Raw genomic sequence first — 15945 nt, 5'->3', positions numbered from 1 at the left:
ATCCATATGATAGAAAAGGAAACTCATATGACAGAACAGGAAATTCAAAACCTTATAGATCGCGCCATCGTTGCTCGTGAGAAAACTTATAGTCCGTATTCCCATTTTGGCGTAGGTGCAGCTATTCTCTGTGAGGATGGGACTATTTATGAAGGGTGTAACATAGAAAATGCTTCTTATGGCTTAACGAACTGTGCAGAACGAACCGCTATATTTAAAGCTGTATCAGAAGGGCATACAAATTTTAAGGCTCTTGCCGTAGTTGCTGATACGGAAGGGCCTTGTGCACCATGTGGTGCTTGTCGTCAGGTAATGGGAGAGTTTAACATTCCTATTATCATTATGAGAAACATGAAGGGCAATATAAAAGTAGTATCTATTGAAGCGTTATTACCATTTAGTTTTTCATCTAACGATGTAATTGATAGATAGTACCTTCAGCATTGGAATATTCCAAAGACAAATTATCTGAATTTATTGTATCTGGAAGATAATCGTCACCATAAACGAGTAGATATATTTTTTTATTTGTTGGTAAGTCATTTATAGATATAAACGGCATGACATCTTTAGCGTTCCAAGAAATAGTAGTTGGATCAGGGGCTACTTCATTGGGGCCGAGTAATTGATATACTTCATGACCGCTATAGTAAGTAGGTGAAACGCGATATCTACCACTACCTTGTACAAGAATGGAGTCATCACTAATAGACTGGCTAATAAATTGGCTAATACTAGGTGTTGAGGCTTTCTTCATTTGTGGTACTGCTACTGCAAATGTAAGCACTATATAAGCAATACCCATAACGAATGCCGTTTTATAAATTAAGTTGATACGTTTGTAGCACATAACAGCTATTAATATAGTTAACGGTGTTAAAGCAGGAAAACTATAGGTGGAGTACTTAGTTGCCATACAAGTGAAAAATAGGATAACTATACCAGCCCAGACAGCTAAAAAGCTATGGAATGGAATATTGGTAAACCAATTCTTGCGATTACTATAAATTGACTTCGGTAATATAATGGACCAAGGTAATAATGCTATGATTGTTATAGGAATGTAATAGTACCAAACATTGAATCTTGGATGCTCAGACACTGTAGCACGAAGCCAATTATGGACACCTAGAAAGACATTGATAAAGTCATTTCCATGGGTGATATACATATAATAATACCAACTACCACCGAGGCTTAGAAATAGTAACAGTCCAGGTATAATCTGTAGACTAAATAATTCTCGAATATCTCGTCTGATTGCAAGGTAAACTAATATGATGAGACCTGGCAATAGGAATCCAATTGGACCTTTAGTCAATACGGCAAAAGCAGATGCTATATAGGCTAATAGATAGTAACGTTTATAACCTCGTTGACCTGTTTTATGATGTATGTATCCTATGTAAAAGCTCATTAAGGTAGCATTAAAGTATAGTCCTAGGGTCATATCTGTTATAAGAGATTTTGCGATAATCCAATATTCTGCTGACACGGATACGATAATGGCGCTCACAAGAGCAATAACGTGGTTTGTTTGTGCTTTTACAAAGCGATAGATTAGAAAAATATTGCAGAGAGCTAAAAGGCTAGAAAAGAATCTAGCGCCAAAGTTTGTAATGCCAAATAGTTTGAAACCAACAATGAGTTCCCAATAATAAAATATAGGCTTATCATACCAATAATGACCAAAAATTTGTGGAGATAAATAGTTTTTGGTTAGAAGCATTTCTTTTGCGGTTAGCGCATAATTAGACTCTACAGGATCCGTAATACTAAGATATGCATTTCCAATAAAATAAATGATGGCAGAGAAGATAAGGACTATCAAAATATGATAGTTCTTATTTTTTAAGACATACTTCATAGCCTTAACCTTTCATGCTAAATTGTTTACTCAATGGTTGGTTTGCTTTTTTTATAAGATATAGGCTTAGTTTTGTATTTATGAGTAATCGGAAAATATTATATTTAGGGTGATTTAATAGCGTATCAATCTTAGAAGATAAATAGTTTTGATAGACTTTAAATAACAAATATGTGATGAGGATACCCATGATAACGTCTAGAGGATAATGATGACCAACAAAGACTTTCGCAAAACCTGTTAAAATGGTTCCACTTAGTAGAATAGAACCTAGTCTCTTATAAACTGCTAAAATTGGTAATGAAATAGCAGTCATTGCCATAGCATGGGTGCTAGGAAAACTAGAATCAGCTACATGAGGAATAAGTAGATTTACTGTGTGTGTGACGAATGGTCTTGGTTCTTGCACTATGAAACCAATGATACTATGAGCTATCATGGTAATACCAAGAAATGCGATAGTATGTATGCAGGTTTTTATAAGTCTTTTATCTTTAAAATAGAGGCCTAATCCAGATAAGAGTATCAGTAATAAAGCAAAGACTATTGAAAGGTATTTTACAATGTATATCATACTTGTATCTAGCCACGTATATGTACCTGCTAGGCTGTTGATAAGTTGAAAGATTTCGTAATTCATATATATCTCCTTTTTATTTGATGACTTTCTTGTATGAATACATCATAAAGGAGAAATATTACGAAAATATAACGATGAAATTACATCTTCTAAAAGATTGATTTCTATATCATGACAGATAAGATATAGGTTTGTATAATAGTTAAAAAGGAGGTATCTATGCTTTTTAACTGGTTTAATAGCTTAGGCGTACGGCGAAAGATGATAATTAGTAATTTATTAATTATTATCATACCTTTTATTGTTTTACTTACCGCCTTATCTATAGTATGGGGGGTTATTCGTTATACTAATCCTGTAAATCATCGTCAGTGGATGATGCTAGCGCCTAGTACAATTCAGTCTCAAGTATTTCAATTGGGGTTAGAACAAATAAATAAGAAACTTTCAAAAGAGTCTACATCAATAAGTGATATTTTGGATAGTAGTGCTGTTTTAGAAGCACAAGGCTTAGATATAGTCATTCTCAAAGATAATAAAATAGTTTATGCTACGCCAGATATAGAGCCTAATATAATGTTATCGAACGTTAAAAATATGATAAATGGCTTAGAGTCTAATCATTATTTGAACTGGGAAGGCAACCAATTTACCTATGTGAATTCCTATGATATGGGACTTACAGTGTATGGTGCTGGTAGAATCCCATTTATGACTAAAAGTATGGGGCCAGAATCAACGGATAAGAAAATGGTGGAAGGCGCTTTTGGTATAGGTATTTTAATGATAATAGCTATTATCATTGGTATAGGCCTATATATATCCAATCGATTAGGTGAGTATATTTTGAGACCTGTCATAGATTTGAAGCAAGCTGCTGATGATCTCAAAAATGGGATAGTGCCAAAAAGAATTGCTGTAAGAAATCACGATGAATTAGGGGTTACTTGTGAGGCATTTAATAATATGCAGGAATCATTGCTTAAAGCCCGTCAAGAGCAAGACCTTTATGAAGAGCGTAGGCGCGAAATGATAGCAGGGGTTTGTCATGATATTTCAACACCACTTACATCGGTAAAGGGGTATGCTAGTGGTATTATTGAAGGTATTGCAAATACAGAAGAGAAGCAAGCACGCTATGTGCAGCGGATTTATGATATGGCGGGGCGTATTGAACATTTAGTTAATATGCTATCGGACTTTTCGCAACTAGAGTTAAAACAAATTCACTACAATCGAGATACATATGCATTAGATGATTTAATTCGAGAGTATATTAGAGAGCGACATTTAAATAATCATGAACTTATCGTTTTACATGAATCGTATAGTGCCGAAGATAGTTTAATAGTAATTGATCGGATACAGTTTTATCGTGTTTTGGATAATCTTGTATCCAATAGTATAAAGTATAGACGTGGCGAATCTGTATCTATTGATATATCTACAGCTAAGATAGATAATGGCTGTAAACTGACTTTTTCAGATGATGGGAAAGGTGTTCCTACAGAAATGTTAAATCGTTTGTTTGATATTTTTTTCCGTACTGATGAAGCACGTACAGAGGTAGCTAATGGTAATGGCATTGGGCTGGCTATTGTAAAACAAATCGTTGAAGATATGAATGGTTCTATTCATGCTGAACATAATGATAGTGGACCTGGACTATCCATTGTGATGGAGTTTCCTTTGGATAAGGAGTAAAAGTATGGGAAAAGTTTTAATTATTGAAGATGATATGGGTATCTATGAGTTAGAGCGAGATTATTTAGAAATCGAAGGCTATGAAGTAGACATTCAAACTAATGGCGTTGATGGGTTAAAGGCAGCCCTTGATTATGAATATGACTTAATTATTCTTGACATTATGATTCCTAAAAAGGATGGATTCTCTGTGTGTCGAGATATTCGTAAGGAAAAAGAAATACCTATTATTATGGTCAGTGCTAAACGTGAAGATATTGATAAAATTCGGGGGCTAGGACTTGGTGCTGATGATTATATGATTAAACCTTTTAGTCCGGCAGAGCTTGTAGCACGTGTTAAATCACACATTCAGCGTTATAATCGCATCCGTAATAGTCTAAGCCCTACAGTTGTGTTGGACGCAAAAATTACTGCAGGTAGCTTAGAGATATTGCTTGATTCTCATCAAGTTTTTTTAGGTGGTACTGAGGTGAATTTGACTCCACGTGAATATGACATTTTAGTTCTTCTTGCATCTAGCCCTAATCGTGTATTTACAAAAGAAGAAGTATTTGAAAGTATCTGGGGGATAGACTCTTTAGGAGAAACTTCAACAATTATGGTTCATATAAATAGATTAAGAGCTAAAATTGATAAACAATTCCAAAATGAAGAGTATATTGATACTGTTTGGGGTGTAGGGTATCGTTTCCATAAATGGGATAATTATATAAAACAATAGTATAAAATATTAAATAAAAAAGGCGTCTCAATGGAGACACCTTTAAACATAATTTTGACTAGTATATGAAGAAAGCTAGCCGCTGAGGCTAGCTTTTTGATGCTTAGAATGCAGGAACAATAGCACCTTGGTATTTTTCTTGGATGAATTTGATAATTTCAGGACTATGAAGTGCAGCCATCAATTTTTTGATGCGAGGGTCATTTTCATTGCCTTTAAGTACAGTTACGATATTTACGTAAGGGGAATCGTTATTTTCAATTGCCAATGCATCTTTGCCAGGGTTAAGACCTGCGTTTAATGCAAAGTTAGTGTTGATAGCGGCTAAGGCTACATCGTCAAGGGAACGAGGTACTTGTGCTGCTTCTAATTCTACGAATTGATATTCGTTAGGGTTCGCAGTAATATCTTGCACTGTAGATAAGATGTTTGTAGAGTCTTTTAATGTAATTAGACCTTGTTTTTGTAATAACAATAATGCACGGCCACCGTTTGTAGGGTCATTAGGAATAGCGATTTTAGCGCCTTTTGGAAGATCTTTCAAATCTTTGATTTTACGGGAGTATAAACCCATTGGCTCAAGATGAACACCACCGGCAGATACTAAGTCAAGTTTGTGAGCTTTTGCGAATTCCTCCATGTAAGGTACGTGTTGGAAGAAGTTGGCATCAATCTCTTTGTCCCCTAAAGCCAAGTTAGGTGTGTTGTAATCAGTAAATTCTGTGATTTTTAATTCGATACCATCTTTTGCTAAGATTGGTTTAACTTGTTCCAAAATTTCTGCGTGAGGTACTGCTGTTGCCCCAATTTTTAATACTTGTTTGCCATCGCTAGCAGCTTGTTTGTTGTCGTTACCACAGCCTGCGATTAATAAAGCGCCGCCAAGGATGACAGTAGCTGCTAATGCTAAAAATTTTCTCATTAGACACACTCCTTATACAATAATTACATATAAAATATTAAATCTATAGTACTAAATAATTTCCTATCTATCAAGAAGGAATTATTATAGGTTCTCCATAACTAAAAACTATGGAGAACCTATAATATAAGTATGTTCATTTTTTAAATTAATTTGCCCATGATAAGTCCAATCGCCCACATTAGTTGATAAATCATAGCGGCTCCAGCGGTAGTACCCATAGCCTTATCTAATTGGAACTCATCTGTATTGGTAGATAATGTATGAATTGTTTTGAAAGCTAGTGGTGCTGCAAGGAACGCTAATAAGGCGAACCATGTCATATGGCCTACTATAATCCAAGCAATGATCCAAATAAAATTGAAAATATATGAGATACTCATTAAGCTGAGTGCTCTTTCACGACCAAGCACGATTGGCAACGTGTGACGTCCATGGCTTTCATCATTACGAATATCTCGGATATTATTCGTCAACATGATGGAACCAACTAGCAATGTAGATGGAATTGCAGGAATTAACAGGGCTAAGGATAATTCTCGTATCCAGGCATAGCCTGTAATGAGTACGATAGCAAAACCCATGGCGATACCAGAGGAAATTTCCCCAAATGGTGTTCGAGAAATTGGTTTTGGACCGCCAGAGTAAAGGAAACTAATTAGAATACATAAGAAGCCTACCGGGATGTAGTACCAAGTTATAGTAGCAGATAAATAAAGACCAATAATAATGGGTACAAACATGAGTACTTTAATCATCGTTATAATGAGCTCTGGTGTTATAACGCCACGTGTGATAGAACCAGCATTACCTACCTTTTGACCAGCATCGAGTCCAGATTTAAAGTCTTTATATTCATTCCATAAATTAGCTACAATTTGGGCTGTTACAACAGCTAAAAATATGAGCATTGTATGGAAAATGGCAAGACCTGTACCCTGAGCAGCACCAAATGCATAATAACTAAAGGCGGCACCTAAAATGGTAGGCCCCAATGTAGCAGCTAATGTGCGAGGCCTAGTGAGGGGAATTAATTCTTGTATCATGTTAAAAGCACACCGAGTGTGCACTCCTTTCCATTTCTCATACATATATCATCTTTACATGTCTATTTATGTATTGTATAGCAGAAAGGTAAGCTTGTAAATTATACTATACAGTTATATATGTCGATATAGTATAATAATTAATATATGCAGTATAGATTCTCCTTTAAACTCTTAATATATACTGCACAGATTATCTAACAATCTATACATAGTGTATTGTTAAAAAGGTGAGGTGTCTTATGAGAACTCTCAATAAAAAGTTGATGACATTGGCTTGTGCCACCTGTTTAACTGTGGGTATGGGGGCAGTGGCATGTGCTGATACGGTAGATTTAGGTTATGGTATGTACGGCACAACTTCCCCAACTGTGAAAGCTGTAGAAGTTATGCATATTTCTACTGATACAAGATTGCGTAATCAAGAACAAGATAAATTTCTTAAAGTAGCAAATAAATCTGCTGTTGATACTATTAATAATGTTGTGAAAGCACAGACTGGTGTAGCTGTTGAACCAGTGAAGGGGGACTTTCTTGATGGTTACTCCTTCTATCAATTGCAAGGTACTGATAAACAAGGACATCATATAGGTGGTTTAATTGTTATTAACTATTCTAAAAATGCAATTGATCAAGTTATAGGTATGAATAAGACTATTTTAGAGAAGGGGGCAGATGCGGAAAAAGCCGCATTAAAGCATTCTATCTCTAAATATGTAGAATCTTACTCTAAAGAGACGGCCCAACAACAATTACAAGGCCTGAAGAGCAATACTATTGAAGGTGCTAAATTAGCTAAAGATCTAAAAACGATAAATGATAAGTTACCTTCTCAAATTATAGGTGTCTTTGATAAAATGCTTGCCACAGATAAGAAATCATCTCCTAAAAGTATAGAAGAGATCCGTTCTTATGTAGACTTTATGGCAAAACAAGTAAGCCTAGATGCAACGCATGTGGCCTATAAACCTGTTCAAACACGCTATGGTACAGCTGTGACAGGCGATTTACGCGGTAGTCTAAAATATGATGGCTTTAGAAATACTTATTCCTTAATTGGTTATGCTGTTCCTACAGATAAAGGTGTATCTTTACAGATTTTAATGTCTGATGACTCTAGCTATGATTATTGGGCTAATGAGTTGAATCATATGTATCAAACACAATCTCTCAAGGGAGGTAAATAATATGAAATCTTTGAAAGTATTGGCTTGTGCAGCTTGCCTAATGGGTACTGTATCTGGCGTAGGTTTTGCTAAGGATGTACAAACAATTGCAGGATCCATGGTAGTGCCTAATAATGTAAATATTGTTTCTGCGTCTAAAACAAATACACGTGATTTTGTAGAGAAACAAATGCAACAGAATCCCTCAAAATCTACGATGGCGAATATGATGGCAAAGGAATTTTTCCAAAACTTTGGTACTAATTTTGATATATACCAATTGCAAGGGGCAGATAAAACTGGTCAAAAAGATGCATTCGTAGTGGCTGTAGATGTTAAACAAATAGCGCAACAAGTGGCTAAAGAAAAGGCTAATGACCCTATGTTTATAGCGGCAATGGCCGCTCTTGATAAAGGTCAAATTGATCCTGTAACAGAGCAACTTCTATTAGGAACAATAAATAAACAGATTCCCACTAGCACAACAGTAGTTCCTTTGAATGGACCTATTAATGTGTCTAGTCGTGATTCCCAAAAAGCAACGATTATGCCTAAAACACTTAAAACTCTAACCGTAGAAAATGCAGAACAAGTACATCCGGTGGCTGGTACAAAATATCAAACATATGCAGCAAGCTCTCGCTTGTTATATGCAGATGGAAATGTACAAACTCCACTCTATGCAAATGCTGCATTTGTGTTGAAGCCAGGAAAACCAGTGTTGTATGTAGGTATAACAACTGATGTACAACGTGATTATTTCAAACCAATATTTGATAATGCATTTAAATCAATTAAATAATTGGTTATATACGTACTTTTGTGTAATATGTGATATATTGAGGTAAGTCATATATATCGAGGCATCAACATGAGTTTCGCACCTTAAATATAGTCATATTAATTTATATTTATTTATAAAAGGAGATTTATCATGAAAACAATTTCTACAGACAAAGCACCAGCAGCAGTAGGCCCTTACTCTCAAGCTAAAGTTATTGGCGGTTTATTATTTGCTTCTGGTCAAATTCCACTCAATCCTGCAACTGGTACAGTTGTTGAAGGGGGCATTGTAGAGCAAACTGAACAAGTATGCAAAAATATTGAAGCCGTATTGACTGAAGCTGGTACAGACTTTTCCAAGGTTGTTAAAACAACTTGCTTCTTAGCTGATATTGGTGATTTCAAAGCATTTAATGAAGTGTATGCTAAATATTTCACTTCTAAACCAGCTCGTTCATGTGTAGCAGTAAAAGACCTTCCATTAGGCGTTATTGTAGAAGTGGAAATTATTGCGGAAGTATAAGATGGATTATATTTCTTTGTTACAGTCAGAGATGCGTCCTGCCTTCGGTTGTACTGAGCCAATTGCATTGGCTTATGCGGCTGCGAAGGCAGTCTCTGTTTTAGATGAGTTTCCTAACCATATTCACGCAAGATGCAGCGCGAATATTATCAAAAATGTAAAATCTGTAGTCATTCCAAATTCTGGGGGGCGAAAAGGACTAACGGCGGCCACTACACTGGGTGCTATTGTAGGTCATCCAGAGCGTGAACTAGAGGTGTTGGAATCTGCTACAGACGAAGATCGCAAATGGCTTGGTACATTGCTTGATGCTAACTTCTGTACCGTTTCACTTGCTGAAGGCGTAGATAATCTATATATAGAAATCACTGCAGAAACAGATGAACATACAGCGGTTGTTCGCATTGAAAATGACCATACGAATGTAACCTATGTATCAGTAGATGGTGAGATTGTCTCTGAAACAGTCAATGAAATTAAGAAAGCGGCTAAAACAGAATATGCCATGACCTTCGATAGCATTTACGAATTTGCTTTAACAGGTGATATTTCTGGTATCCTACCTCAAATTAAACAGCAAGTTGAGTATAATACTGCAATTTCTAAGGAAGGTCTGTCCAATGATTATGGATCTAATATTGGACAATTGTTATTGTTAGATGAAGAAAATCCATCTCTCGAAACGAAATGTAAGGCTCGTGCCGCAGCTGGCTCTGATGCGCGTATGAGTGGTTGCCCATTGCCTGTCGTTATCTGCTCTGGCTCTGGTAATCAAGGTTTAACCGTGTCTGTACCAATCATTACGACTTCCGATGAACTTGGTAAAAGTGAAGATGAATTGTATCGCGCTCTCGTCTTTGCTAACTTGCTAACGCTTTACGTTAAATCTGGTATTGGTAAATTGTCTGCATACTGTGGCGTTGTATCTGCCGGTGTGGTAAGTGTAGCAGGTATTGCCTTCTTGAAGGGTGATAGTAAAGATATAATCGAGAACACTCTTGTAAATGGTCTTGCAAGTTTATCTGGTATCGTATGTGATGGTGCGAAACCATCCTGTGCAGGTAAAATTGCAATTTCCCTTGATGGCGCCTTTATGGGATATAAACAAGCTCGCCTTAACAAAAACTACCAAAAAGGCGATGGACTTGTAGCATACTCCGTTGATGAAACTATCCGCAGTATTGGTGCTGTGGCACAAGGCATGAAAGAAACGGACGTAGTTATATTGAATGAAATGCTAAAACACTAAGTTTTAAAATAAATTAACCCCCGATGCAGAAAAATTTTTGCAAAGGGGGTCGTTTTCTTAGCCTTACTAAGAATATGATGTATAGTTGGTGATATATAAAGGTATATTAGAATAAGATATTCTAATTATAATCTAGATAGTTTGAGGTGTGTTTATATGAGTGTGTTATTACCTAAAAAAGCTAGCTTTCCCCAAAAGTTTGTTTATTTTTATCATAAAGTATTTCCGAGTGCAGATAAAAGATATTGGCGTACATACAAATTGAAAATTTGCGATGAGATAAAAAATCTTTCAGTGCGTGATTTGAGCTGGGAAATAATTAAAGGACGAGCAGAATTAGACAGTAAGTTTACTTTTATATGGAGTTCCGTTGTATTTGGTGTGATAAGTGCGGGAATTTTCACTTATGGATTAGATTTAGCTACTCAAGTAATTGTATTAGGACCAGCCACTAAAGAGTTTATGATTACTACTGTTTATTTTGATTTTTTATCTATGATTTCTTTATTTACTCTTGTTGTCTCTTTTGCTGGATGGTTAGTAGCTTTATTTATGGAGCTTCCAGGAGGGCGTGCTTGGTGGTTTTACGGAATTTTCTTTGTGATTAGTGTTCTCCTTGTCGTAATAGGATATTTAAAGCATACAATAATTATTGATTTTGTTTTTTTGTTGTTAAATACATTTTGCATAGCTATACTACTGGGAATTGTAGCAGATTTAAAGAAGCAAAGGGCATTGATTAAAATATCTATTATGGAAGATAGACTGAAAGAACTAGATAAGGTATAAATATATAATTTGGCAAAAATTCAAATATTTTGATACTAAAAAACCGTTGTTTCCAATTTAGAAACAACGGCCTTTTTTATTGTAATTTTTTAGGATCTTTAAGTATCAATGAAGCCCCAAGACCCACTACTAGGAATGGTACGAGTGTCATCATAGCGGCAGGTAAAGAATAGGTATCCGCAAGGTTACCTACTACAGGTGCGATGATACCGCCGATAGTTTGGCTCACCCCGAGGGTAATACCGGACGCAAAGCCGATGCTTTTAGCAAGGTAGGTTTGGCCTAGTACAATAACGGGGCTGTAGCTAAGAGCTTTAGCAGCGCCAATCATGAGTAGTAACATATAGGCTACAGGCATCATGATAACAGGGGAGAAGGTTGGCACTTCTGTTAATAGGAACATAGCTGGCAACCAAATCAATAGGGATAGTCTAATGATTTTGATGGGACCATATTTGTCGCCTAATAGACCGCCAATATATGTCATGAAGATACCGATACTAAAGAATATGGTTAATGCAAAGCTCCCTTGCTCTGGGCTAGTGCCGAGTTCACGAGTCCAGAAGATAGGAATAAATGCATTGATAACGCGGAAGTTTACTGATTGGCTTAGGATGATAATAAACAAGATACCAAAGTATTTCCAGTAATTCTTTAGCGGCTTAGCCACTAGTGTAGGGTTTTCCATAGCTACCGCTTGGTCGATAGTGCGTGCTTGAGTTACTATGCGCGGCATGAGGACGAATAAAACTGTTGAGATAATAAGACCCACTATGGTGAAAGCTGCCAGTCCATGAGGTCCTACTGTATAGGCAATAGAGCCCGCAAAGAGTGGACCGATGGCAAAACCAGAGCTACCACCGATGGCAAAGGTCCCCATGGCTTTACCTTTTTTACCACCTCCGAGGCGATTCATGATTTTCGCTCCTTCAGGGTGGAAGATAGAGGAGCCTACACCAGCTAAGGTAGCACAAACAAGCAAGCTTTCATAAGAGGTTACAAAACCCATGGCACCTGTGCTACAAGCTGAGAGCAGAACACCTAAGGCGATGAGCCGTGGCTGATTGATCTTGTCAGAGACATAACCTAATAATGGCTGTAACAATGAAGATAATGCTGTATTGGCTAATATGAGAAAGCCTGCTTGCTCTAAACTAAGTCCATAAGTGTAGATAAATAATGGCAAGAGGGCAGGTAATACACTTTGACAGGAGTCGTTAATCATATGACTCACCGTAATGAGATAAGGGTAATATTTTTTCATAGTAGTGGTCCCTTCGCAAAAAAGCGCTAACCATGGTTAGCGCTTTATATATTTTATATGGCAGAGGAGGAGGGATTTGAACCCCCGCGCCGGTTGCCCGACCTACCGCATTTCGAGTGCGGACCCTTCAGCCTCTTGGGTACTCCTCCGTGTTTTACGGCGCTCTTTAAAAAAGTCTTTCATGATTTGACTACATTCATCACCAAGGATCCCCGATGCTAATTCGGGTTCATGATTTAAACCAGGGTGAGAGAGTACATTGAAAAGAGACTCTACAGCGCCTCCTTTGTAATCACTTGCACCATATACAACACGGTCAATACGACTGTTGATGATGGCTCCAGCGCACATCGGACACGGCTCTATCGTAACATACAGGGTACAACCAGTCAACCGCCAACGCTTGAGTACATCGCATGCTTCGCGGATGACGAGCACCTCTGCATGAGCCGTTGCATCGTTATCTAATTCGCGGCGATTATGGTGGCGTGAAATGATTGTATTGTTTTGAACTAAAATGGCGCCGATAGGAATTTCTCCTAGAGCATAAGCTTTGTGGGCCTCCTCTAGGGCAAAACCCATAAAATATTCATCACGGCTACGCTCATCCATATTTTTAATCTCTATAGGTGTAATGTTCTTTGTCATTCTCATACCTCTTAATGTATAATATCTTACATAAAGTCTATCATAGTGTGCGCAGTTATGCGAATAGATTGTGTGAGGGTATTATGGATATTATTTGGTATATATTTGATATGATTGGCACTATTGCCTTTGCTATCTCTGGAGCACTTGTTGGGGTGGCGCGGAGAATGGATATATTTGGTATGGCTGTATTGGCACTGGCCACGGCAATCGGTGGTGGAATTGTACGGGATGTTCTCTTGGGGTATTTTCCGCCGAATTCGTTACGCAATATTGTATATGTAACTGTGGTTATTTCCGTAACAATTATCGTATTTATTATCTATAACAGCCGTTATCGCAAGCATGCTATGGGCCCTCGTAGCCGAGCAAGCTATTTATTAGCCGACGCTGTGGGGCTAGCATCGTTTACAGTAACTGGAGCATCTGCAGGGTTTAAACTATATCCTGAGCTGCCAATTTTCATTGTTTTATTAGGAACTATTACTGCCGTTGGAGGTGGTATTATCCGAGATATGCTGGCTCAACGGATTCCCTCTGTTTTAAAAGAAGATGTGTATGCTCTACCTAGTGTTATTGGGGGCATCGTTTATTACTTAATGGTTATTTCTAACTGGGTTGGAGAGGCTGTATATGGTGCTTTTACCGTTGTACTAGTTATCCGTTTACTAGCTATTAAATATAATTGGAGCTTACCCAAAGTGCGCTAAAGCTAAAGGCACTGCATTTGAGAAATAACAGGTAAATGATATAATTATACTATTAAGTATTTCATAAAAGTGTCAGAAAAAAAGAGTATTATATAAGAGTTAATTTTCGAGTCGAGAGTACTCGTGTACACAGAAGGAGATTTGCTTTATGACAAATAAATGGTTGAAAGTAGCATTAATGGTTACAGCCATTGCTACAGGTACATCCATCAATATTGATGCAGAAACCGTATTATATGTACCTCAAGATGATCGTCCTGTAAGTTTGCAATATACAGTCGATACAGCTCGTGAGGCGGGTATGACTGTGTTGACACCACCTCAACACTTGATTTCTGGTAAGACGTACCAAGGTCAAGCTGATCAAATTATGGCTTGGGTAGAGCAAAATGCAGGTCGTGCTGATGTTATGGTATTAAGTACAGATACTCTTATTTATGGAGGTCTTGTAGATTCTCGTAAACATAATATTCCGCTTAGTACGTTGCAAAATCGCTTGAAACGTATTGAAGGTTTAAAAGCGCGTAATAAAAATGTACGCATCTATGGCTTTGGCACCGTAATGCGTTCTCCACGTGCGAGCGGTGGTGGTACTGAACCGGCCTACTATGCGGAATATGGCCCAACAATCTTCCAAATTGCTGCATTACAAGATAAATTGGATTCTGGCTCCTTAACGCAAGAAGAAACTCAAAAATTGATGAGTCTGCAAGCCTCTGTTCCTGTGGAATACTTGCAAGACTGGTTTGACCGCCGTCAAAAAAATATGAAAATCAACAAAGAGTTGATTGATGAAACTCGCAGTGGTGTATTCGACTACTTTGCATTAGGTCATGATGATACATCTCAATTATCTCAATCCGCACTAGAAGGTCGTTACCTCAACAAATATTCCAAGGATATTTCTGTTGAAAAATACGGTAGCTTCCCTGGTGCTGACCAACTTGGTCTCTTGTTGATGGCGCGTTCCCGTACCGATGTGAGCACAGAAAAACCTACATTCTCCGTAATTTATCCACTCGGTGGTGGCGGTAAAACATTGCCAGGTTACGAAGATCAAACGATTGATAAAACAATTGCTCAACACGTTGAGGCTGTAGGTGGCACAATGGTGACACAAGGTAAACCAACTGTATTATTGGCTGTTAATACACCTCTTACAACGAGCACAGGCGAGTCTGAAAACTTCGAAAACTTCCCGATGATCTCCAACTCTACAAATGCTTTCGTAGATCGCATTCAACAAGCTGTTGACTCTGGTGTGAACGTAAGCGTTGCAGATATTGCTTTCAATAATGGTGCAGATAATACATTGGTATCCGCTATGTACAAACGAGATTTGTTGTACAAAATCGGTGCGTATAATGGTTGGAATACAGCAAGTAACACAGTAGGTTACGCTATTGCTCAAGGATTATTGCTTAAATCTATGAGTCCAGAAGGTCATCGTGATATGTTGACGCAACAATATTTGGATAACTGGGCATATCAAGCAAATATTCGTAAAGATATTTATCGTATGCAAGATTCTATCAGAACAGATAATGTTCGTTACTCTGGTGAATTAAATGAACGTCTTGAAAGTTATTTAGGTGAACGCATTCAAGATTTCGCTGAAAAATACCTTAAAATCAATCCTCGTACAGTAAAAGCTACATTCCCATGGGGACGTCTATTTGAAACGGATATCACTGTTTATGACAAACCAGTGGTACCACTTGAAAAAGAATTACGCTTGAAACGAGAAGCTGAAGCAAAAGCTAAGGCTGAAGCAGAAGCTAAGGCTAAGGCAGAAGCGGCTGCTAAAGCAAATGGTCAGGCTGTACCAGCACAAGCCGCACAACCTGAAAAAGCTGCAACGCCTCAAACACCTACATCTACCCCTCCTGTAGTTAAACAACCAGCTACAGAGTCTCAAGGTCCACGTGTGGTACCGACACCTGCAGTGGCACCTGGTCAATAGTGAATAG

General features: G+C 37.6%; 16 protein-coding genes and 1 tRNA gene. 10 read left to right on the top strand and 7 right to left on the bottom strand.

Annotated elements, in window-relative coordinates:
* Nucleotides 1–6: 6 nt before the first annotated feature.
* Nucleotides 7–432 carry a cytidine deaminase gene (locus KH286_RS08455; protein ID WP_174892240.1) on the top strand — a complete coding sequence of 142 codons (426 nt, stop codon included), beginning with the start codon at nucleotides 7–9 and terminating at the stop codon, nucleotides 430–432.
* Here the strand turns inward: KH286_RS08455 and KH286_RS08450 are convergent.
* Nucleotides 410–1867, bottom strand: coding sequence for an ArnT family glycosyltransferase (locus KH286_RS08450; protein WP_021147801.1), 1458 nt, complete (start codon nucleotides 1865–1867; stop codon nucleotides 410–412). The genes KH286_RS08455 and KH286_RS08450 overlap by 23 nt on opposite strands.
* A 4-nt stretch (nucleotides 1868–1871) precedes the next feature.
* Nucleotides 1872–2507, bottom strand: coding sequence for a phosphatase PAP2 family protein (locus tag KH286_RS08445; RefSeq protein ID WP_021147802.1), 636 nt, complete (start codon nucleotides 2505–2507; stop codon nucleotides 1872–1874).
* A gap of 159 nt (nucleotides 2508–2666) precedes the next feature.
* Here KH286_RS08445 and KH286_RS08440 point away from each other — a divergent pair, with 159 nt between their 5' ends.
* Both KH286_RS08440 and KH286_RS08435 read left to right on the top strand, forming a co-directional pair.
* Entirely contained in the window at nucleotides 2667–4151 is a 1485-nt protein-coding gene (locus tag KH286_RS08440; RefSeq protein ID WP_021147803.1) for a HAMP domain-containing sensor histidine kinase, read from the top strand.
* Between the two features lie 4 nt (nucleotides 4152–4155).
* Entirely contained in the window at nucleotides 4156–4875 is a 720-nt protein-coding gene (locus tag KH286_RS08435; protein ID WP_021147804.1) for a response regulator transcription factor, read from the top strand.
* Nucleotides 4876–4978: 103 nt separating this feature from the next.
* On the opposite strand, the gene KH286_RS08430 is transcribed toward KH286_RS08435, so the two are convergent.
* Together KH286_RS08430 and menA are read right to left on the bottom strand one after the other, a co-directional pair.
* A complete protein-coding gene (locus KH286_RS08430; protein WP_004698373.1) occupies nucleotides 4979–5797 on the bottom strand; it encodes a MetQ/NlpA family ABC transporter substrate-binding protein in 819 nt (272 codons plus the stop codon).
* 143 nt (nucleotides 5798–5940) lie between these two features.
* Nucleotides 5941–6843, bottom strand: coding sequence for a 1,4-dihydroxy-2-naphthoate octaprenyltransferase (gene menA, locus KH286_RS08425; protein ID WP_021147805.1), 903 nt, complete (start codon nucleotides 6841–6843; stop codon nucleotides 5941–5943).
* 242 nt (nucleotides 6844–7085) lie between these two features.
* On the opposite strand from menA, the gene KH286_RS08420 reads away from it, so the two are divergent.
* From KH286_RS08420 to KH286_RS08400, 5 genes are all read left to right on the top strand, one after another.
* Nucleotides 7086–8030, top strand: a complete 945-nt coding sequence (locus KH286_RS08420; protein WP_021147806.1) for a hypothetical protein — start codon at nucleotides 7086–7088, stop codon at nucleotides 8028–8030.
* Nucleotide 8031: 1 nt separating this feature from the next.
* Entirely contained in the window at nucleotides 8032–8811 is a 780-nt protein-coding gene (locus KH286_RS08415; RefSeq protein ID WP_021147807.1) for a hypothetical protein, read from the top strand.
* Between the two features lie 132 nt (nucleotides 8812–8943).
* Nucleotides 8944–9315 carry a RidA family protein gene (locus tag KH286_RS08410; RefSeq protein WP_021147808.1) on the top strand — a complete coding sequence of 124 codons (372 nt, stop codon included), beginning with the start codon at nucleotides 8944–8946 and terminating at the stop codon, nucleotides 9313–9315.
* Nucleotide 9316: 1 nt separating this feature from the next.
* Nucleotides 9317–10564: a serine dehydratase subunit alpha family protein gene (locus KH286_RS08405; protein WP_021147809.1), complete on the top strand. Its 1248-nt coding sequence runs from the start codon at nucleotides 9317–9319 to the stop codon at nucleotides 10562–10564.
* 156 nt (nucleotides 10565–10720) lie between these two features.
* The gene (locus tag KH286_RS08400; protein ID WP_004698339.1) at nucleotides 10721–11353 is read left to right on the top strand and encodes a hypothetical protein; all 633 of its coding nucleotides are present in this window, start codon (nucleotides 10721–10723) and stop codon (nucleotides 11351–11353) included.
* A 76-nt stretch (nucleotides 11354–11429) separates the two neighbouring features.
* Here the strand turns inward: KH286_RS08400 and KH286_RS08395 are convergent, their stop codons facing one another.
* The 3 genes from KH286_RS08395 to tadA form a co-directional block, all read right to left on the bottom strand.
* Nucleotides 11430–12617 (bottom strand): MFS transporter, encoded by a 1188-nt coding sequence (locus tag KH286_RS08395; protein ID WP_101928969.1) that lies wholly within the window; start codon nucleotides 12615–12617, stop codon nucleotides 11430–11432.
* Nucleotides 12618–12675: 58 nt separating this feature from the next.
* A tRNA-Ser gene (locus KH286_RS08390) sits at nucleotides 12676–12766 on the bottom strand.
* Nucleotides 12720–13265: a tRNA adenosine(34) deaminase TadA gene (tadA, locus tag KH286_RS08385; protein WP_024061301.1), complete on the bottom strand. Its 546-nt coding sequence runs from the start codon at nucleotides 13263–13265 to the stop codon at nucleotides 12720–12722. The genes KH286_RS08390 and tadA overlap by 47 nt, the downstream gene beginning before the upstream one ends.
* Nucleotides 13266–13348: 83 nt before the next feature.
* On the opposite strand from tadA, the gene KH286_RS08380 reads away from it, so the two are divergent.
* Nucleotides 13349–13975: a trimeric intracellular cation channel family protein gene (locus KH286_RS08380; protein WP_004693621.1), complete on the top strand. Its 627-nt coding sequence runs from the start codon at nucleotides 13349–13351 to the stop codon at nucleotides 13973–13975.
* 148 nt (nucleotides 13976–14123) lie between these two features.
* Nucleotides 14124–15938 (top strand): DUF4127 family protein, encoded by a 1815-nt coding sequence (locus tag KH286_RS08375; RefSeq protein WP_021147812.1) that lies wholly within the window; start codon nucleotides 14124–14126, stop codon nucleotides 15936–15938.
* Nucleotides 15939–15945: the final 7 nt, after the last annotated feature.

This window comes from Veillonella parvula (assembly GCF_018378075.1).
Lineage (GTDB): Bacteria > Bacillota > Negativicutes > Veillonellales > Veillonellaceae > Veillonella > Veillonella parvula_K.
This window is presented reverse-complemented; position numbering and strand designations above follow the sequence as displayed.